Origin of the sequence: Nocardia goodfellowii, from assembly GCF_017875645.1 — a bacterium.
Taxonomy (GTDB): Bacteria; Actinomycetota; Actinomycetes; order Mycobacteriales; family Mycobacteriaceae; genus Nocardia; species Nocardia goodfellowii.
Map to the genome: position 1 here is coordinate 3,009,633 of NZ_JAGGMR010000001.1, position 18,349 is coordinate 3,027,981.

18 protein-coding genes are annotated in these 18,349 nt (G+C 67.8%); 13 read left to right on the forward strand and 5 right to left on the reverse strand.

Annotation, left to right across the window (positions count from 1 at the left end; all coding sequences use genetic code 11):
• The first annotated feature begins 1 nt into the window (after position 1).
• The 5 genes from BJ987_RS13495 (at position 2) to BJ987_RS13515 (ending at position 5,817) form a co-directional block, all read left to right on the forward strand.
• Positions 2-889, forward strand: a complete 888-nt coding sequence (locus BJ987_RS13495) for a polysaccharide pyruvyl transferase family protein (RefSeq protein WP_209889011.1) — start codon at positions 2-4, stop codon at positions 887-889.
• Positions 886-1,770: a glycosyltransferase family 2 protein gene (locus BJ987_RS13500; RefSeq protein WP_209889014.1), complete on the forward strand. Its 885-nt coding sequence runs from the start codon at positions 886-888 to the stop codon at positions 1,768-1,770. The genes BJ987_RS13495 and BJ987_RS13500 overlap by 4 nt, the downstream gene beginning before the upstream one ends.
• Positions 1,771-1,774: 4 nt before the next feature.
• Positions 1,775-2,671 carry a glycosyltransferase family 2 protein gene (locus tag BJ987_RS13505; RefSeq protein ID WP_245365947.1) on the forward strand — a complete coding sequence of 299 codons (897 nt, stop codon included), beginning with the start codon at positions 1,775-1,777 and terminating at the stop codon, positions 2,669-2,671.
• A gap of 247 nt (positions 2,672-2,918) precedes the next feature.
• On the forward strand, positions 2,919-4,679 hold the full coding sequence (locus BJ987_RS38200) for an N-acetylmuramoyl-L-alanine amidase (RefSeq protein WP_372446857.1): 1,761 nt from the start codon (positions 2,919-2,921) through the stop codon (positions 4,677-4,679).
• Positions 4,680-4,779: 100 nt separating this feature from the next.
• Complete coding sequence (locus BJ987_RS13515) at positions 4,780-5,817, forward strand: CobW family GTP-binding protein (protein WP_209889018.1); 1,038 nt, start codon at positions 4,780-4,782, stop codon at positions 5,815-5,817.
• 585 nt (positions 5,818-6,402) lie between these two features.
• Here BJ987_RS13515 and BJ987_RS13520 read toward each other — a convergent pair.
• Genes BJ987_RS13520 through BJ987_RS13530 form a run of 3 tightly spaced genes read right to left on the reverse strand, consistent with a single transcriptional unit; the run spans position 6,403 to position 9,299 of the window.
• Positions 6,403-6,828: a molybdenum cofactor biosynthesis protein MoaE gene (locus BJ987_RS13520; RefSeq protein WP_209889020.1), complete on the reverse strand. Its 426-nt coding sequence runs from the start codon at positions 6,826-6,828 to the stop codon at positions 6,403-6,405.
• Positions 6,821-8,074: a bifunctional molybdenum cofactor biosynthesis protein MoaC/MoaB gene (moaCB, locus tag BJ987_RS13525; protein ID WP_209889022.1), complete on the reverse strand. Its 1,254-nt coding sequence runs from the start codon at positions 8,072-8,074 to the stop codon at positions 6,821-6,823. Before moaCB ends, BJ987_RS13520 begins: the two co-directional genes overlap by 8 nt.
• A gap of 31 nt (positions 8,075-8,105) precedes the next feature.
• Positions 8,106-9,299, reverse strand: a complete 1,194-nt coding sequence (locus BJ987_RS13530) for a molybdopterin molybdotransferase MoeA (RefSeq protein WP_209889025.1) — start codon at positions 9,297-9,299, stop codon at positions 8,106-8,108.
• A gap of 181 nt (positions 9,300-9,480) precedes the next feature.
• Between BJ987_RS13530 and moaA the strand changes: the two genes are divergently transcribed.
• The 4 genes from moaA to BJ987_RS13550 all read left to right on the forward strand — a co-directional run bounded on the left by moaA (position 9,481) and on the right by BJ987_RS13550 (position 12,834).
• Complete coding sequence (moaA, locus tag BJ987_RS13535; RefSeq protein WP_209889028.1) at positions 9,481-10,539, forward strand: GTP 3',8-cyclase MoaA; 1,059 nt, start codon at positions 9,481-9,483, stop codon at positions 10,537-10,539.
• Positions 10,532-10,774, forward strand: a complete 243-nt coding sequence (locus BJ987_RS13540) for a MoaD/ThiS family protein (RefSeq protein ID WP_209889031.1) — start codon at positions 10,532-10,534, stop codon at positions 10,772-10,774. The genes moaA and BJ987_RS13540 overlap by 8 nt, the downstream gene beginning before the upstream one ends.
• A gap of 97 nt (positions 10,775-10,871) precedes the next feature.
• A complete protein-coding gene (locus BJ987_RS13545) occupies positions 10,872-11,582 on the forward strand; it encodes a YciI family protein (RefSeq protein WP_209889034.1) in 711 nt (236 codons plus the stop codon).
• A gap of 1 nt (position 11,583) precedes the next feature.
• A complete protein-coding gene (locus BJ987_RS13550; protein WP_209889037.1) occupies positions 11,584-12,834 on the forward strand; it encodes an RNA polymerase sigma factor in 1,251 nt (416 codons plus the stop codon).
• A gap of 3 nt (positions 12,835-12,837) precedes the next feature.
• On the opposite strand, the gene nadE is transcribed toward BJ987_RS13550, so the two are convergent.
• Together nadE and BJ987_RS13560 are read right to left on the reverse strand one after the other, a co-directional pair.
• Positions 12,838-13,662 (reverse strand): NAD(+) synthase, encoded by an 825-nt coding sequence (nadE, locus tag BJ987_RS13555; protein WP_209889040.1) that lies wholly within the window; start codon positions 13,660-13,662, stop codon positions 12,838-12,840.
• A gap of 6 nt (positions 13,663-13,668) precedes the next feature.
• Positions 13,669-14,271 (reverse strand): TetR/AcrR family transcriptional regulator, encoded by a 603-nt coding sequence (locus BJ987_RS13560; protein WP_372446937.1) that lies wholly within the window; start codon positions 14,269-14,271, stop codon positions 13,669-13,671.
• 147 nt (positions 14,272-14,418) lie between these two features.
• Here BJ987_RS13560 and BJ987_RS13565 point away from each other — a divergent pair, with 147 nt between their 5' ends.
• The 4 genes from BJ987_RS13565 (at position 14,419) to nrdE (ending at position 18,342) form a co-directional block, all read left to right on the forward strand.
• On the forward strand, positions 14,419-14,988 hold the full coding sequence (locus BJ987_RS13565) for an NAD(P)H-dependent oxidoreductase (RefSeq protein WP_209889045.1): 570 nt from the start codon (positions 14,419-14,421) through the stop codon (positions 14,986-14,988).
• A gap of 486 nt (positions 14,989-15,474) precedes the next feature.
• Entirely contained in the window at positions 15,475-15,708 is a 234-nt protein-coding gene (locus BJ987_RS13570; protein WP_194814874.1) for a redoxin NrdH, read from the forward strand.
• Between the two features lie 34 nt (positions 15,709-15,742).
• Entirely contained in the window at positions 15,743-16,195 is a 453-nt protein-coding gene (gene nrdI, locus BJ987_RS13575) for a class Ib ribonucleoside-diphosphate reductase assembly flavoprotein NrdI (protein WP_209889047.1), read from the forward strand.
• Between the two features lie 65 nt (positions 16,196-16,260).
• Positions 16,261-18,342, forward strand: a complete 2,082-nt coding sequence (gene nrdE, locus BJ987_RS13580; protein WP_245366949.1) for a class 1b ribonucleoside-diphosphate reductase subunit alpha — start codon at positions 16,261-16,263, stop codon at positions 18,340-18,342.
• The last annotated feature ends 7 nt before the right edge of the window (positions 18,343-18,349 follow it).

An 18,349-nucleotide genomic window follows, 5' to 3' on the forward strand; every position in this document is an offset into this window, starting at 1 on the left:
CATGCGTGTACTCGTCACCGGTTGGCCGAGCTTTCTGCACGGTGAGGCGACCGCGGGGGACGTGTTGAGCATGAGCCGGGTGTGCGACGCGCTGCACGCGGCCGATGTGCCCTACGACACGGCGTGGAGCCCGGTATACCGTTCCGACGGCTTGCATCTGGCCGACGCCGACTCCGGCCGCTATTCGCATCTGGTGTTCGTCTGCGGGCCCGCGCACGGAGAACAGGTGCGGTCCCTGCACGAGCGATATGCGAATTGCCGGCGCATCGCCGTGGGGGTGTCGATTCTCGATCCAGACGACGCCGCCGTGACCGGATTCCATCGCGTGCTGCCGCGCGACGGTCTGTCGAGGCCCCGGCCGGACATGGCCGTCGCCGCCCGCACCGTGCATGTTCCGGTGGTCGGCGCGGTCTTCGCTCCCGGGCAGGCCGAGTACGGAACCGCCCGTCGCCACGAGACGGTGCACGAAGCGCTGACGCGCTGGCTAGCCGAACTCGACTGCGCGCGACTACCCCTCGACACCCGGCTCGCGCCCGATGATTGGCGCCAATGCCGCACGCCCGACCAGCTCGCGTCGGTGTTCGCCCGCCTCGACGCCGTGGTCACCACGCGCCTGCACGGCTTGGTGCTGGGACTGCGCGCGGGCGTCCCGGTTCTGGCCGTGGATCCGATCGCGGGCGGCGGAAAAGTCAGCGCGCAGGCGCAGGCGCTGAACTGGCCCGCGCTGATTCCCGCCGAACGCGCTGTCGAGCCCGGTGCGTTCGATCGTTGGTGGCAGTGGTGCCTGTCCCCGGCCGGGCGGGCGCGGGCCGGCCGCCGCGACTTTCCGGCCGTCGACGCGTTGACCGCGGACCTGCTCGACGAACTGCGCGCAGGACAGCCGTCGTGAGCCCCTCGGCCACGGCGAAGACGACTGTCGTCATCGCCACCCGCAACCGCGCCGCCGAACTGTCGCGCACCTTGCGCGAGTTGACCGCGTTGCGTCCCTGTCCGCCGATTGTGCTGGTGGACAACGCATCCACCGACGACACCGTCGATGCCGCGGCGGCGTTCGAGGGTGTGGAGATCGTCCGGCTGCCGGACAACCTCGGCGCGGCGGCGCGCAATATCGGCGTCGCCAGGGCCAAGACGCCCTATGTCGCGTTCAGTGACGACGACTCCTGGTGGGCCGACGACGCGCTGCCGACCGCCGAGCGGATGCTGGACGAGCATCCACGACTCGGTCTCATCGCGGGACGCACCCTGGTCGGCGCGGAGCACCGGGACGATCCGGTCAACGAGCTGATGGCGCACAGCCCGCTCGGTCATCCGCCGGGTCTGCCCGGCCCGCTGGTGCTCGGCTTCCTGGCCTGTGCCGCGGTCGTCCGCAAGGAGGCCTACCAGCGGGCCGCCGGATTCAGTTCGCTGCTGCACTTCGGAGCCGAAGAACGCTTGCTGTCGCTCGACCTCGCGGCCGACGGCTGGCACCTCTGCTACGTCCCGCACGTGCGGGCCCACCACCATCCGTCGCGGCGGCGGCCCCCGCCACCGTGGCGCAGGCGTGTCGAACAGCGCAACAACGCGCTGATCACCTGGATGCGGCGGCCGTGGCGGCGATGTATCGCGGAAACCTCCCGGCTGCTCGGCCGGGCCGTGCGCGACCCCGAAACGTTGCTGGTGGTAGGGGGTCTCGTCCGTCGCCTGCCGCGGGCGCTGGCCCAGCGCCGCCAGTTGCCGCCGGAGGTAGAACGCGGGGCGCGGACGCTCGAACTTCTCCATGAAAGGAAGTGACCGGATGGCCACGGACCGAATGACGGTCGTCATCATCACCCGCGACCGGCGCGAGCAACTGCTGGAAACCCTCGCGCACATGACCGGGCTGCCCGATGCCGCGCCGATCATCGTCGCGGACAACGGCTCCACCGACGGCACCGCGGACGCGGTCGCGGCGGCGTTCCCCACTGTCCAGTTGCTGCGCTCGCGGGAGAACCTGGGCGCGGTGGCCCGGAATCTCGCCGTCGAGCGTGCGACCACGCCGTATGTGGCGTTCTGCGATGACGACACCCAGTGGCAGCCGGGATCTCTGACGCGCGCGGCCGATCTGCTCGACGAGTATCCCGGGCTGGCTTCGGTGACGGGACGATGCCTGGTCGAGCCGGATCTGCACGAGGATCCGATCACGCCCGAGCTTCGCGAGTCGCCGATTTCGGGGCCGGAGTGGCTCCCCGGGCCCGCGCTGCTCGGAGTGATGGCCGGTCTGTCGGCTTTCCGGGTCAATGCGTTCCAGCAGGTCGGCGGCTTCTCCGACCGCCTGTGGTTCGGTGGTGAGGAGGAGTTGCTCGCCCTCGACCTCGCGGCGCACGGCTGGTGGATGTGCTGGGTGGAGGACATGGTCATCCATCACGCGCCGTCGCAGCGACGGGATTCCACCCATCGCCGTCGTCTCGGTATTCGAAACACGTTGTGGACCATGTGGTTACGACGTCCGGCGCGCAGCGCCCTCCGGCGGTCCGCCGTGGTGCTGAAGTCCGCTCCGGCCGACCGGACCACGGCCGGAGCCGTCCTCGACACCTTGCGGGGGTTGCCCTGGGTGCTGCGCGAACGCGCGGTCGTCCCCCCGCACATCGAGGCCGGTCTGGTGCTGCTAGAGGATTCGCAGCGCAGTTCGCGCGCGCGGCGTTATGTCGGCTGACCAGCGCTGATAGCAATCACGGTTCGGTAAAGGTGCTTGCACGCTGTGCCGAATGTTGTCAGAGTGAACTTCTGAGTCTGGTGTTACTAGTGGGAAGGGAGGGGTGCTCCGTCCCGGGGCACCGACACCGCACATGAAGCCAAGCACTCTGAGAACCGGTCTTTGCGCAAGTGTGTCCGCCGCCGTCGCGATCACGATATCCGGATTGTTGCCCGCCGCCGCGCACGCCGCTCCGATACCGCCCGAGATGGCGACCAAACTGCTAGGCAAGACGATTTTCCTGGACCCGGGCCATCAGGGTCCCCATCACGGTGAGGACCTGTCGCGCCAGGTAGACAATGGCCGCGGCGGCACCAAGGACTGTCAGACCACCGGCATGGTCACCGTCAACGGCATCCCCGAGCACACCATCAACTGGAATGTTGCTCAACTGGTCAAGTCGTCGTTGGAGAGCCTCGGCGCGCGGGTCGTCCTGAGCCGCGCCGACGACAGTGGCTGGGGCGGCTGCGTCGACGACCGGGCGCGGGCCGCCAATGCCTCCGGCGCCGCGGTCGCGGTGAGCATCCACGCCGACAGCGCCCCCGCCGAGGCGAGCGGCTTCCATCTCATCGTCCCGCAGCTACCGATCCCGGACCCAGCCGTCGAACAGGCCCAATCCGCCGCGGGCCGGGCGGCCTCCCAGCTCGTGCGTGACGCCTACCTGCACGCGGGCTTCCAGCCCGCCGACTATGCCGGTGTCCAGGAGGGCCTACAGACCCGCGCCGACGTGGCCGGCCCAGCGCTGTCCACCGTGCCGACGGTGTTCGTCGAAATGGGCAACGGAGCCAACCCCGAAGACGCCGCCCTACTGGAGAGCGAAGCGGGCCAACTGCGCCACGCCATCGCGATCACCACCGGCCTGTCGAGCTACCTGCTCGGCGTGCCGCCGGGCGGCACAGGCTCGGCCGAAAGTGCCCCCGCCGCAGCGGTATTGGCCCAACCGATACCCGCCGCCACTGCGCCGGACGCCTCGCCGTCGCCGATCCCGGGCACGCCGCCGGCGCAACCCGAACTCCCCGCCGCGCCCGGTACCCCGAACCAAACCAGGCCCGGCGTGCAGGGGCAGGACGCGGCTACGCCGAATATGCAAGGCCAGGGCCAATATTCGACTACGCCGGGTACGCAGAATTCGGCCTCGGCCGGTACGCAGGACCAGAACTCGGCTTCAGAGGGAGTGCAGGGTCACGCCCAGAGCTCCACTCCGCCGGTCCAGAGCCAGAGCTCGCCTTCCGCGGGTACGCAGAGTGACAACCAGAGCTCCGCATCCCTGGGCGCACAGGGCCAGAACGCGACTTCGGCGGGTACGCAGGGCCAAGCTTTCGCTTCACCGGGCGCGCAAGATCAGAACTCGACCCCGCCGGGCGTGCATGGGCAAAGTCGGAACGCGACCTCGCCGACCATGCATGGCCAGAACCCGAGCCAAAACTCGCCTTCGGTCGGCGTGCAGGCGGAAAACTCGACTCCGCCGGGCGTTCACGGGCAGGGTCAGAACGCCACCTCGCCCGGTGTGCCGGGTCAGGGGCAGGGCTTGGTGTCGCCGAGTGTGCCGGGTCAGGGCCAGGGCTTGACCTCGCCGGGCACGCAGGGACAGGAGCAAGGATTGACTCGGCCGGATGTGCAGGGCCAGGGCCAGACCGCGGCCACCCCGGGTACACAAGGTCAGAGTCAGAATTCGGTTTCGCCGGGCGGGCAGACTCAAAATCAGAATTTGCGCCCGAATCAGCAGTCGACGCCTGGTTGCGCGACTACTGCAGGGGCGGTGAAGGTGCCGGGTTGCCCAGATTCGGGTACGCAGCAGCAGACCAAGCCCGAAACCGAAAAGCTGGATAGCAGCACACTTGTCAATGCCGGTATGCAGCTGTTGCTTCCGCTGATCCGCTCGTTCGGCATGGACAACTCCGCCATCACCTCGGAGCTGATCAACCTCGCCTACACCCTGGCGAGCACCTTGCTCGGTCCCGCCGAATAGATTCGCGACCCGTCCCGGCCGCCTGGTACGCCGGACACCCGTCGGAGCCCGCCCTCCGACCGTGGTGTCCGGCGTTTCCGGTTCTACTAGGCTCTGTCGGGTGGCTGAGCGGATTCCTGTTCTGATCGTGGCGGGTTTTCTCGGATCCGGGAAGACGACGCTGCTCAACCATTTGCTCCGCAACACCCGGGGCACCCGGATCGGGGTGGTGGTCAACGACTTCGGTGCGATCAATATCGACGCCATGCTGGTCGCGGGGCAGGTCGACGCCATGGTGTCGCTGGGCAACGGCTGCGTGTGCTGTGCGGTCGACGTCTCCGAACTCGACGACATGTTCACCGCGCTGTCCGAACCGCGCGCCCGCATCGATGTGATCGTCGTCGAGGCGAGCGGGCTGGCCGAGCCGCGCAATCTGATCCGGATGGTGGTGGCCAGCGAGAACCCGCGCATCCGCTACGGCGGGCTGGTGGAGGTCGTGGACGCCGAGCAGTTCCCGGCCAGCCGCGCCCAGCATCCGGAGCTGGCCAAGCATCTGCGGCTCGCGGATCTGGTGGTGCTGAACAAGAGCGACCGCGTCCCGGCCGCGGACCTGGCGCGATTGCGCGGCGACCTGACCGAGCTGGTCGGGCAGGTGCCGGTGTACGCCACCACGCACGGCCGGATCGAGCCCGGGCTGCTCTTCGACGAGCCGCTGCGGGAAACCGCCACGCAGGCAGAGCAATTGAGCTTCGACGCATTGCTCACCGAGCACGACCACGATCATGACGACCCGGCGCACCGGCACCTGCACGACGACTACACGAGCGTGTCCTTCACCAGCGAAGCGGAATTGGATCCGCGCCGCCTCATCGACTTCCTGGACGATCCGCCGACGGGCCTGTTCCGCGCCAAGGGGTTCGCCGCTTTCGCCGTCGCCGGGGAACGCCGCAAGTTCTTGTTCCACCTGGTCGGCCGGCACCTGGTCTTCGAACCCGGCGCCTGGTCCCGTGGCGAGCCACGCACCACCCAGCTGGTCCTGATCGGCACCGGCCTGGACTCCGACACCGCGCTCAAACGCCTGCGGGACTGCGTCCACACCGCCGCCGAACCACTCGATCCGCAAGCGTTGCTGGGTGTTTGGCGCTACACCCCGCACTGATCGAAAGTTGGCGCGTTCGCGCGGACGCTGGCGCGTTAATCCCTGTCGCCTCCCGCCACCCACCACCAGAATTGAGCTCTACCTGCCGAGCCGGGGCCTGTGCAACGATGCACAGACCTCGGCGCGGTACGGACGCTACGAGAACACGCGGCGCATGTCGCGCCTCCCGTAGCCGAGTAACTGGGCAGGGCACGCCCGTCTGCTGTGGTGGCCTGCCGCAGGCGTCTACCGCGCGCCCGGCCCAGTTCCTCCCACCGGATAAGGCCCGGCCCCCGGAACCGCGCCGCGGCCGCAGTGCGCGCGCCCTGATGACAGTCGCCGCGGCACCTCTCCTCGCTGCGCCCCCGCTCCCGCGTCGCGTCCGCCCTCACGGTCGCGTTCGCCCAGCTTTGCTCCCGCCTCGCGTCGCCTCCACCCCGCCCCGCTGCACTTCCCGTGGTCTCCGGCCCGCTTCGCCTCGCGTCGCCTCCACCCCGCCCGCGCCTCGTCCTGAAACAGTCCGGTGCTGCGGCCGTGTGCCCGAAATCGGCCAGTCGTCGGGCGTCGATTTTTGTGTATGGGGCTGTCGATGACCGGCCGACCGCGTCAGCCGCAGGCGTTGACCCATTCGGACAGTCCGTCGGCGAACAGCTGGCGCTTCCAGATCGGCACCTCGTGTTTGATCCGGTCCACCAGGTCCGCGCAGGTGCTGAAGGCTTCGGCGCGGTGTGGGGCGGCGACGGCCACGACGATCGCGAGATCGCCGATGCCCAGGGGGCCGACTCGGTGTACGGCGGCGACGGGTAATCCGGATGCGGCGGCCGCTTCGGCGCAGCATTTGCGCAGGAAGCGTTCGGCGTCCGGATGCGCGGAGTACTCCAGTGCCGAAACCGCCTGTCCGCCATCGTGATCGCGGACCTTGCCGGTGAAGACCACGACCGCGCCGTGTTCGGGCCCGGTCACCGCCTGCTCCACCTCGGCGGGATCGAGCGGTTGGTCGCTGATCCGGGCGACTTGCACTGTGTCACTCATGGTTGCCGCCTCCGGCTACTTGCGCGAGCAGATGATCGAGGAGCGGTTCGAGCACCGCGATACCGTCCTTTACGCCGCCGGGGGAACCAGGCAGGTTCACCACGACCGAGCGTCCGGCGAGTCCGGCGACGCCACGGCTGAGCGCGGCCAGCGGGAACTTCTCGGTCCCGCGCCGGCGGATCGCTTCGGCGACGCCGGGCAGCTCACGATCGAGCAGGCTCAGGGTGGCTTCCGGGGTGCCGTCGGTGGGGGAGGCTCCGGTACCGCCGGTGGAGATGACCAGGTCGGGTTCGAAACGCAGCGCGTCGGCCAGGCCGAAGGAGATATCAGCGTCCGCGTAGACGAGCGGACCGCGGACCGAGAAACCCAGCCCGGCAAGCCAATCCACCAGCACCGGACCGGTGGTGTCCTCCCGGGTCCCGGCCGCCGCGCCGGTCGACGCGACCAGCACCACCGCGGACCCCGCCTCGGGGCTGTCCGGATCGCGCCGATGCGCCTCGTGCAGCTGGACCAGCGGATCGCCGGATTCGGCTGTGGCGTCGCCGGATCCGACTGTTGCGTTGCGGGTTTCGCCTGTCGCCTCGCCGGATACGATTGGGGCGTTGCGGGCTCCGTCCGTTGCATCGCCGGAACCGATTGTGTCGTAGCGAGTTTCGTCCGCAGCGTCACCAACATCGATCGCGGTGTGACCGGAATCGACCGCTAAGCGGCGGGATCCGACTGTCGCGTCGTCCGATTCGACTTCCCCCACCGCGACCGCCCCACCACCGTTCTCCTCCGGCCGCTCCCAATGCCCATGCTTCCCACCCTCTTTGGTAAGCAACCGGACACCGTTCAACACCGCCGCCGGATCCACCGCCTTGACCATGTCGTGCAGCGTCAGGCCCGCCACCGCCACGGCGGTCAGCGCCTCCATTTCGACGCCGGTCTGGCCCCTGGTCTTGGCCGAGGCTTCGATGGTGATGCTGGTATCGGTGAACCCGAACTCCACTTTCACCGACGACAGCGCCAGCTGATGGCACAGCGGGATGAGTTCGGAGGTCTTCTTCGCGGCCATGATCCCGGCGATGCGCGCGGTCGGCAGCACGTCGGCCTTGGGCATGTCGTCGGCCCGCACCAGCGCCACCACCTCGGCGGTGGTCCGCAGCTCACCGGCGGCGACCGCGATCCGGGTGGACTCGCTTTTCGCACTCACGTCGACCATGCGGGCCCGGCCGGCACCATCGACATGCGACAACTCACTCATACTTCCCAGCCTCGCACAATCCGGTGCACCCTCACAGCGCGCGCACGCTGACCGCCGTCCCGGCGGGCACCTCGGTCGCCTCGGCCGGGATATCGATCAGCACATCCGCCCATGCCATTCCCGCCACCAGGTGCGACCCGGGGCCCGACACCGGTTCCACACCGTCGGCCGTGATCCGGCCGCGCAGGAACTGCCGTCGTCCCGCGGGCGAACGCACCGCTTCCGACAGCGGCAATTCCCGGGTCTCTACCTCGGGCAGGCCGCCGAGCCGCCGCAGGATGGGGCGGGCGAACACCTCGAACGACACCATGGTGCTGACCGGATTGCCCGGGAAACTCAGCACCGGCACGCCGTCGGCGACGGTCAGGCCCTGCGGCCCGCCGGGCTGCACCGCTACCACGCCGAACGTCCCGCCCAGCGGGGTCAGCACATCCTTGACCACCTCGAAATCGCCCTGGGACACCCCGCCCGAGGTGAACACCAGATCGGCGGAACCGGTTGCGGCGTCCAGTCGCCGGCGGAATTCGGCCGGGTCGTCGGTGCTGTGTTCGACCGACACCACCGCGACGCCGTTCGCGCTCAGCGCGGCCGCCAGGGCGATGCCGTTGGAGTTGTAGATCTGTCCGGGTCGCAAGGTCTTTCCGGCCGGAACCAGTTCGTCGCCGGTGGTGATGACCGCCGCCCGGATCTGCTCGAAAACCGGCACCTCGGCCAGGCCCACCGCCGCGAGCGCCGCGATATGACGGGGGTTCAGCGCGACGCCGACGGGAACCAGCAGGTCCCCGGTGCGCACGTCGGTGCCTGCCTCGCGCACGAATTCCCCTGCGACGCGGGCACGTTCGATGGTGACGGTGTCGCCTGCGGCATGTGTGTCCTCCACCGGCACCACGCAGTCGGCCCCGGGCGGGATCGGCGCGCCGGTCATCACTTTGAGCGCACCGCCGGGCGGCAGGGGAGTCTCGCCGGGATTGCCGGCCGCGACCACCCCCGCCAGCGGCAGTGTCACCGGCGCGGCCGCCACCGATTCGGCGCGCACCGCGTAACCGTCCATGGCGGAATTACGGAATACCGGCAGGTCCACCGGCGAACGCACATCCTCGGCCAGTTGCCGGCCGAGCGCGTCGGGCACCGGCACGGACTCGACCGCGCGCGCCGCCAAGGGGCGCAGCATCTGTTCGATGGTTTCGCGGTATTCGTCGACGGACCGGGCTGGTCGAGAACTCATGAGCAAAGCCTAGGGCCAGGACGGCCGTGCTCGAGAAATTCGGTCCCACCTCGCGCGCGCTTTCGGCGGTTCCACCGAGCCGAGCTCACTGTCGGAGCGGCGGTCTCGTGAGATCCTCCGAACCTGTGTCGGATCCCACGCGCCTCTGCCCAGCCCGGGTCGGCACGTACATAATGAAGGCGTGACGTTGGTCGAAATGGGCATCCCCGCCGTGCGATCAGGGCGCCCTTCGCTCGACGGGCGTCCGGAAACGCCGTTCCTGGTGGACAGATTCGGCCGGGCGGCCCGCGATCTGCGGGTCTCCATCACCGAGAAGTGCTCGCTGCGCTGCACCTACTGCATGCCGGAAGAGGGCTTGCCGCCCATCCCCAAGGACGAACTGCTCACGGTCGAGGAGATCGTGCGGCTGGTCGTGCTGTCGGTGCGTGAACTGGGCATCGAAGAGGTGCGCTTCACCGGCGGTGAACCGCTGCTGCGCCGCGATCTGGAGCAGATCATCGCGGGCTGCCATGCGCGGGTGCCCGAGGTTCCGCTGGCGATGACCACCAACGGTGTCGGTCTGAAGCATCGCGCCCGCGGTCTGGCCGAAGCCGGTCTGCACCGGGTGAACGTCTCCCTCGACACCGTCGATCGGCTGGGCTTCGCCCGCCTCACCCGCCGCGATCGCCTCGAATCGGTGTTCGCCGGTATCCGCGCCGCCCGCGACGCGGGGCTCGCTCCGGTGAAGGTGAACGCGGTCTTGATGCGCGAAACCCTCGCCGGAGCCCCCGATCTGCTCCAGTGGTGTCTCGACGAACAGTGCGAACTGCGCTTCATCGAGGAGATGCCGCTCGACGCCGATCAGGAGTGGGCGCGGGCCAACATGGTCACCGCCGCCGAACTGCTCGACGTCCTCGGCGCCCGTTTCGCACTCGTCGAAGCCGGTCGCGCCGATCCGTCCGCCCCCGCGGAGAAGTGGCTCGTCGACGGCGGCCCGGCCACGGTAGGCATCATCGCCTCGGTGACTCGCAAGTTCTGCGACACCTGCGACCGCACCCGCCTCACCGCCGACGGCATGCTGCGCTCCTGTCTGTTCAGCGACCAGGAATTCGATCTGCGCGCGGTCCTGCGCTCCGGCGCCGACGACGCCGAGATCGCCACCATCTGGCGTGGCGCGATGTGGAACAAATGGGCCGGCCACGGTATCGATGCCGCGGATTTCGTCCCGCCGGAACGCACGATGGGAGCTATCGGTGGTTGAGATCCGCTACTTCGCCGCCATCGCCGACGCGGTCGGCAAGGCGAGTGAGACCTTGGACCTGCCCGCCGAGGCCACCGTCGCGGATCTGCGCACCGTCCTCGCCGACACCTACGGCCCCGACCTGGACAAGATGCTCGGCGTCTGCGCCTACCTGGTCGGCGACGAACTCACCCGTGACCCGTCGACGGCGCTGACTCCGCGCGTCGACGTCTTGCCGCCTTTCGCGGGCGGCTGAACATTTTTTCCGCGTCCGTGTAGAGATCGCCGCGTGGTGTTCGTCGTCTGGATAGCGTGGGGTATCGGACCCCCGTGATTCGAGGGAGGATGACGACATGCACTACCTGGCGACATTGGCCGGCCGTGAGGACAACAGCGCCGAGCCGGGCACCCCGGAGTTCGAGGCGGAACTCCAGCGGTATGTGGATTTCGAGAAGCAGGCCGGTGCGGCGATCGCGGGTGGAGCGGCGCTGTATCCGGCCGAGACCGCTCTGATCGTCCGGCACAGTGCGGGCGAGACGCTGGTCACCGACGGCCCCTTCACCGAGCAGGCGGAGGTCGTAGGCGGGTTCTACGTTCTGGACTGCCCGGATCTGGACGCGGCGATTCAGTTGGCGCGCAACATTCCGGCCGCCACGAGCGGCGCCATCGAACTGCGTCCCACGGTCATGTACAACCCGCACGAGGTCCCGGGGCCGGACTGGTGGATGGCTCTGCTGTGGGATCAGCCGGACGCGGTGATCGCGCCGGAGGCCCCCGAGTGGGACAAGGCGGTGGCCGAGCACACGCGGTTCGGTGACGCTCACAGCGCGGCGATCCGGGGCGGCTGCGCGGTGCTGCCGCCGTCGACCGCCACCACGCTGCGCGTCCGGGACGGCGAATTGCTGCTCACTGATGGTCCGTTCCCCGAGATCGCGGAGGTGGTCGACGGCTTCTACCTGTTCGCGGCCCCCGACCGCGCGGCGGCGGCCGAGATCGCCGCGCAGATCCCGTGCGGCGAGAAGGGGCAGGTAGAGGTGCGTCAGGTCGTGGATCTGGGCGCCTGAGGTGACCACCGGCCCGGCCGACGTCGACGCTGTCTACCGCGCCGAATTCGGCCGGGCCCTGGCTACTCTGGTGCGCCTGGTGGGCGATATCGGGCTGGCCGAGGACGCCGTGCACGAGGCTTTCGCCGACGCGCTGCGGTCCTGGCCCGGGCACGGTCTCCCGTCGAATCCGGGCGCCTGGATCACCACCGCGGCGCGGCACCGCGCGCTGGACCGGCTGCGGCGGGAATCATCCAGGGCCGCGAAAGAACAGGACGCGGTGCGGCTGGACCGGAACGGGTATCCCGCGCCGGACGAGGAGCTCGATATGTCCCCGGTCGCCGACGACCAGTTGCGCATGATCTTCACCTGCTGCCATCCCGCGCTGTCGGCCGAATCGCAGGTCGCCCTGACGCTGCGGCTGGTGTGCGGATTGCGCACCGCGGAGATCGCCCGCGCCTTCCTGCAGCCCGAACACACTGTGGCGCAACGGCTTACTCGGGCGAAGGCGAAGATCCGGCAGGCCGGTATCCCGCTGCGGGTGCCGCCCGCGCACCTGCTTCCCGAACGCCTGCCCGCCGTGCTGTCCTGCGTGTACCTGGTCTTCAGCGAGGGATACTTCGCCACCTCCGGATCCTCGGCGGTGCGAGACGAGTTGTGCGAGGAGGCGATTCGGCTCGGCCGCCTGCTGTGCGGTCTGCTCCCGGCGGAACCGGAGGCCCGTGCTCTGCTGGCCCTCATGCTGCTCAACGACAGCCGCCGCGACCAACGCCGTTCCGGGACAGGCGAGTTGGTGCCGTTGGAGGAACAGGACCGTACCCGCTGGAACCGTCCGGCCATCGAATCCGGCCTGCGCTGCCTGATCTCGGCCGCGGCGCGCGGTCACAGCGGCCCCTATCTCGCGCAGGCTCGGATCGCCGCCGCGCACGCGGTCGCGCCGAGCTGGGAGCAAACGGATTGGCGCGCGATCGTTTCCGCCTACGACGAGCTCGCGCGGTACACCCGTTCGCCGGCGGTGCAGGTCAACCGGGCCGTCGCGATCGCCTTCCGCGACGGTTTCGACGCGGGCTCGGCCGCGCTCGACGCCGTCGCCGACCACCCGCGCCTGGCCGGTTCGCACCAGGTCGCCGCCACCCGCGCCGACCTGTGCCGCCGGGCGGGCCGCTACGCCGAGGCGGCCGAGCACTACCGCCAGGCGATAGCGTCGGCCGGCAACGAGCAGGTGCGAAGATTCCTCATCCGCCGCCTCGCTGAAGTCGAAGCCGCCGAATAACCTTCAGCGCCACCAGGTATCGAGCGGCGACACCGGCACGGTGCGCTTGTGCCGGGTGTTCAGGAAGACGGATTCGACCTTCTTCGCTACCTCGTCGGTGACGTCCTTGCCCTCGAGGTAGTCGTCGATCTCGCTGTAGCGCAGCCCGAGCGCTTCCTCGTCGGGGAGGGCGGGCCGATCGTCTTCCAGATCGGCGGTGGGTACCTTGGACCAGATGCTCGCCGGCGCGCCGAGCTCTTGCAGCAGTGCCGCGCCCTGGCGTTTGGTCAGTCCGGTCAGCGGGGTCAGATCGACGCCGCCGTCACCGTATTTGGTGAAGAAGCCGGTGACCGCCTCGGCCGCGTGATCGGTGCCCACCACCAGCAGGTTGTCCTGACCGGCGATGGCGTACTGCACCACCATGCGTTCGCGCGCCTTGATATTGCCGCGGACGAAATCCCGCAGTTTGTCCACCTTCACGGCGGAGGCCACCTCGGCGGCCACCGCGTTCGCGCTGGGCCGGATATTGACCACTACCGACCGGTCGGGCTGGATGAAGCGCATCGCGGTCCGCGCGTCCGCCTCGTCGGACTGCACCCCGTAGGGCAGTCGCACCGCGACGAAGGTCGCCTCGTATCCGGCGGTCCGCAACTCCTCCACGGCCAGCTGACATAGTCGGCCGACCAGCGCGCTGTCCTGCCCGCCACTGATCCCGAGCACGAAACCCTTTGCGGGAGTGGCGCGCAGATAGTCCTTGAGGAAATCGACTCGCCGCCGTACCTCTTGCTTCGGTTCGATGCTCGGCTGGACACCCAGCTCCGTGACGATCTGTTCGCGCAGACTACCCATGGCAAATTACTCTACGATGCGCCGCACGAAGGCTTCCCAGTTGTCACCGATTTGCTCGCGCGTGTAGCCCAGGACGTTCATCTGATGCATGACCAAGGGGGCGCCGAGTACGGCGAGCAGTCCGTCGGTGAGCAACGGCAGTTCACCGTGCGCGCCGCCGGCCCGCAGCAACATCGCCACGTGTGCCTTGAGCAGGCCGTAGGGCGCGCCGGAGTAGCGGTCGTCGCCTTCGCCGATCTCGGCCGCGCGATGCAGTTCGCCCTCCACCTCGATATCGAGCAGCCGGGCCCGGCCGAACGCGATGAGCCGGTCCAGCGCGGGCGCGCCCGGCCCGAGCGGCGGCGGCCCGAACATGAAGGCGGCCTGGAACTTCTGTTCGGAGTGGTCCAGCAGGGCCCGCATGAGTCCGGACCGGTTGCCGAACCGCCGGAAGACGGTACCTTTGCCGACACCGGCTCGTTTGGCGAGCGCGTCCATGGTCAGGCCGTCGGCGCCCTGTTCCCGGACCAGCTGCTGGGCCGCGTCCAGCAGCAGCTGCCGGTTGCGGGCGGCATCGGCGCGTTCGTGGGCTTCGGCTCCGGCGGGCAGACCGGAACTCAACGGCAGCAGATTCCGGACGCCGGCCGCGTTGCCGGGGAGGGATGTGCTGTAGGTCACAGTACTTCTCGCACTCTCGAGGGAATGGAACCGGACCACAGTCCGGTTAGTGTCTGGTGAAAGCTTCCCACACACTCGCTCAGTACATCAGGAGTCATCATGTCGGAGACCCGAATCCTCGCTCTCGTCGGTAGTCTGCGCGCCGCGTCGATCAACCGCCGACTGGCCGAGGCCGCGGTGCAGACCGCGCCGGAGGATGTCGAGATCACCCTCTTCGAGGGCCTCGGCGATATTCCCTTCTACAACGAGGACATCGACGTGGAAGGCGCGGTGCCCGCCGCCGCGCAGGCGCTGCGCGACGCCGTGGCGGCCGCGGACGGCGTTCTGCTGGTAACCCCGGAGTACAACGGCACCATTCCCGCTGTGCTGAAGAACGCCATCGACTGGGCGTCCCGGCCGTACGGCGCCGGCTCGCTGAAGGGCAAGCCGACCGCTGTGGTGAGTGCGTCGATCAGCTCCAACGCGGCACGCTGGTCGCACGGCGATGCGGTCAAGGCGCTCGGCGTGGCGGGCGGCGTGGTCGTGGAGTCGGCGCACGCGCACTTCGGTGTGATCGGCGAGCGATTCGCGTCCGCTCATCCGCGTGAGGACGCCGAGGCGCTGACTCGGCTGGGCGCGACGGTGCACGAGCTGGTGGCGGCCGCGCGAGGTGAACTTGTGTCCGCCTGAGTCCTCGCCCGCCTGTAGTAGAGGCCGTCCGGTATGCGCCGGGCGGCCTCTTGCTGTGGCGTGTCGCTGCCTCGAACTGGGGGCGGCGGGACAGTCGAGACGGGTGTGACACAAGTGCCGGAAAAAGTTTGCTGAGAAAGAGCTGCGGTACAAAACTGTGATCTACGCCATTGTCGTGTCGGGTTGCGTATCGAGCGTGCAGGTACTTACCCCAAGAGAATTTCATCCTTGTGACTCGCAACATGTCGTGTTGTATGAATCTGTCGGCCACTAGGTGTAGTGTCTTCACTGCTGGAGGACGACGCGAGACACCCTTCGGGGAGCACCACTTCGAAGCGGTGCGAACAGGGGTTTCGTAGCCGGATCCAGGAGTTTGCGCAGCACACGTTGGACCATGCGTCGCTTGCGCCTGCTTGCCAGGCCGCTCGCAAAGATCGGCATACGGATCACTGGCTGTGGAATCCGAGACTTGGAGAGAGGGACACCATGACGATCACCGTGTACACCAAGCCCGCTTGCGTCCAGTGCAATGCCACCTACAAGGCGCTCGACAAGGCCGGGGTGGACTACGAGGTCATCGACATCTCCGAGAACGCGGAGGCGCGTGACTACGTGATGGCCCTGGGCTACCTGCAGGCCCCCGTCGTCGTCGCCGGCGAGGACCACTGGTCCGGCTTCCGGCCCGACCGCATCAAGTCGCTCGCGACCGTCGCTGCCTGATCGTCTGTAGTTCCTTCGAGGAAGGAGACCGACCATGTCTGGTCTGGTGTACTTCTCCAGCGCCTCGGAGAACACACATCGTTTCGTCGAGAAGCTGGGTATCCCGGCCACTCGCATACCGCTGCACACCGCCGATACGCTCCGAGTCGACGAACCCTACGTGCTGATCGCCCCCACCTACGGGGGCGGTCGGCACGTCTTGGGTGGTACCAGGGACGACAAGGAATTCGTACCGCGGCAAGTCGCCAAGTTCCTCAACGATCCGCACAACCGTGCCCTGCTGCGCGGGGTGGTCGCGGCCGGCAACACGAACTTCGGCGATACCTTCTGCGCTGCCGGTGAGGTCATCTCGCGTAAGTGCGGGGTGCCGTACCTGTATCGCTTCGAACTCATGGGAACCGCTGAGGACGTCGCACGCGTCCGCGAGGGATTGGGATTGTTTTGGCAACAGCAACAACAGCACCGGCAGGCAAGTCAGCTCGTTTAGAGCAGCAGCAGTCGGGACGGCTCGCGGAGGCCGGTGAGGTCTTGGATTACCACGCCCTCAACGCGATGCTGAACCTCTACGGCCCGAACGGCGAGATCCAGTTCGACAAGGACCGCGAGGCCGCGCACCAGTACTTCCTGCAGCACGTCAACCAGAACACCGTCTTCTTCCACAACCTGGACGAGAAGCTGGACTATCTGGTCGAGGAGAACTATTACGAGCCGGAGGTGCTGGAGAAGTACAGCCGCGCCTTCATCAAGAAGCTGTTCAAGCAGGCCTACGCGCACAAGTTCCGGTTCCCCACCTTCCTCGGCGCGTTCAAGTACTACACCTCGTACACGCTGAAGACCTTCGACGGCAAGCGCTACCTGGAGCGCTTCGAAGACCGGGTCTGCATGGTGGCGCTGACCCTCGCCGACGGCGACGAGGTGCTGGCGAGCAAGCTGGTCGACGAGGTCATCGACGGCCGCTTCCAGCCGGCCACCCCGACCTTCCTGAACTCGGGCAAGAAGCAGCGCGGCGAGCCGGTGTCCTGCTTCCTGCTGCGCATCGAGGACAACATGGAGTCCATCGGGCGCTCCATCAACTCGGCGCTGCAGCTGTCCAAGCGCGGCGGCGGTGTCGCGTTGCTGCTCACCAACATTCGCGAGCACGGCGCGCCGATCAAGAAGATCGAGAACCAGAGCTCGGGTGTCATCCCGATCATGAAGCTGCTGGAGGATTCGTTCTCCTACGCCAACCAGCTGGGCGCGCGGCAGGGCGCGGGCGCGGTGTATCTGCACGCGCACCACCCCGACATCTACCGCTTCCTCGACACCAAGCGCGAGAACGCGGACGAGAAGATTCGCATCAAGACCCTCTCGCTCGGTGTGGTGATCCCGGACATCACCTTCGAACTGGCGAAGAAGAACGAGGACATGTATCTGTTCTCGCCGTACGACGTAGAGCGTATCTACGGCAAGCCGTTCGCCGATATCGATGTCACCGAAAAGTACTACGAGATGGTCGACGACAAGCGGATCCGCAAGTCGAAGATCAAGGCGCGCGAGTTCTTCCAGACCATCGCCGAGCTGCAGTTCGAATCGGGCTACCCGTACATCATATTCGAGGACACGGTGAACCGGGCCAACCCGATCGCCGGCAAGATCACGCACTCGAATCTGTGCTCGGAGATCCTGCAGGTGTCCACGCCCTCGGAGTTCAACGACGACCTGTCCTACGCCAAGGTCGGCAAGGACATCTCCTGCAACCTGGGTTCGATGAACATCGCCAAGTCGATGGACTCGCCGGACTTCGCGCAGACCATCGAGGTGGCGATCCGGGCGCTGACCGCCGTTTCGGATCAGACCCACATCTACTCGGTGCCCTCGATCGAGCAGGGCAACAACCAGTCCCACGCCATCGGTCTCGGCCAGATGAACCTGCACGGGTACCTGGCGCGGGAACGGGTGCACTACGGGTCCGAAGAGGGCATCGACTTCACCAACATCTACTTCTACACCGTTGTCTACCACGCGATTCGGGCCTCGAACCTGATCGCGCAGGAACGCGGCACCTACTTCGGCGGGTTCCCCGAATCCAAGTACGCCACGGGTGAGTACTTCGACAAGTACACCGATCAGGTGTGGGAGCCCAAGACCGAGAAGGTGCGTCAGCTCTTCGCCGACGCGGGCGTGCACATCCCCACCCAGGACGATTGGCGTCAGCTCAAGACCCTGGTGATGGAGCACGGCATCTACAACCAGAACCTGCAGGCCGTTCCGCCGACCGGCTCAATCTCCTACATCAACAACTCCACCAGCTCCATCCACCCGGTGGCGTCGAAGATCGAGATCCGCAAGGAAGGCAAGATCGGTCGCGTCTACTACCCCGCGCCCTACCTCACCAACGACAACCTCGAGTACTACCAGGACGCCTACGAAATCGGCTACGAGAAGATCATCGACACCTATGCCGCCGCCACCCAGCACGTGGACCAGGGCCTGTCGCTGACGCTGTTCTTCAAGGACACCGCCACCACCCGCGACCTGAACAAGGCCCAGATCTACGCCTGGCGCAAGGGCATCAAGACTCTCTACTACATCCGCCTGCGCCAGATGGCGCTGGAAGGCACCGAAGTCGAGGGTTGCGTGTCCTGCATGCTGTAGACAGCAC

Bases quoted from the DNA above. Each gene is read 5' to 3' on its own strand.
- BJ987_RS13495 (WP_209889011.1), top strand. From the start codon at position 2: ATGCGTGTACTCGTCACCGGTTGGCCGAGCTTTCTGCACGGTGAGGCG.
- BJ987_RS13505 (WP_245365947.1), top strand. From the start codon at position 1,775: ATGGCCACGGACCGAATGACGGTCGTCATCATCACCCGCGACCGGCGC.
- BJ987_RS38200 (WP_372446857.1), top strand. From the start codon at position 2,919: ATGGCGACCAAACTGCTAGGCAAGACGATTTTCCTGGACCCGGGCCAT.
- BJ987_RS13520 (WP_209889020.1), bottom strand. From the start codon at position 6,828: ATGAGTGACACAGTGCAAGTCGCCCGGATCAGCGACCAACCGCTCGAT.
- moaCB (WP_209889022.1), bottom strand. From the start codon at position 8,074: ATGAGTGAGTTGTCGCATGTCGATGGTGCCGGCCGGGCCCGCATGGTC.
- BJ987_RS13530 (WP_209889025.1), bottom strand. From the start codon at position 9,299: ATGAGTTCTCGACCAGCCCGGTCCGTCGACGAATACCGCGAAACCATC.
- BJ987_RS13545 (WP_209889034.1), top strand. From the start codon at position 10,872: ATGCACTACCTGGCGACATTGGCCGGCCGTGAGGACAACAGCGCCGAG.
- nadE (WP_209889040.1), bottom strand. From the start codon at position 13,662: ATGGGTAGTCTGCGCGAACAGATCGTCACGGAGCTGGGTGTCCAGCCG.
- BJ987_RS13565 (WP_209889045.1), top strand. From the start codon at position 14,419: ATGTCGGAGACCCGAATCCTCGCTCTCGTCGGTAGTCTGCGCGCCGCG.
- BJ987_RS13570 (WP_194814874.1), top strand. From the start codon at position 15,475: ATGACGATCACCGTGTACACCAAGCCCGCTTGCGTCCAGTGCAATGCC.
- nrdI (WP_209889047.1), top strand. From the start codon at position 15,743: ATGTCTGGTCTGGTGTACTTCTCCAGCGCCTCGGAGAACACACATCGT.
- nrdE (WP_245366949.1), top strand. From the start codon at position 16,261: ATGCTGAACCTCTACGGCCCGAACGGCGAGATCCAGTTCGACAAGGAC.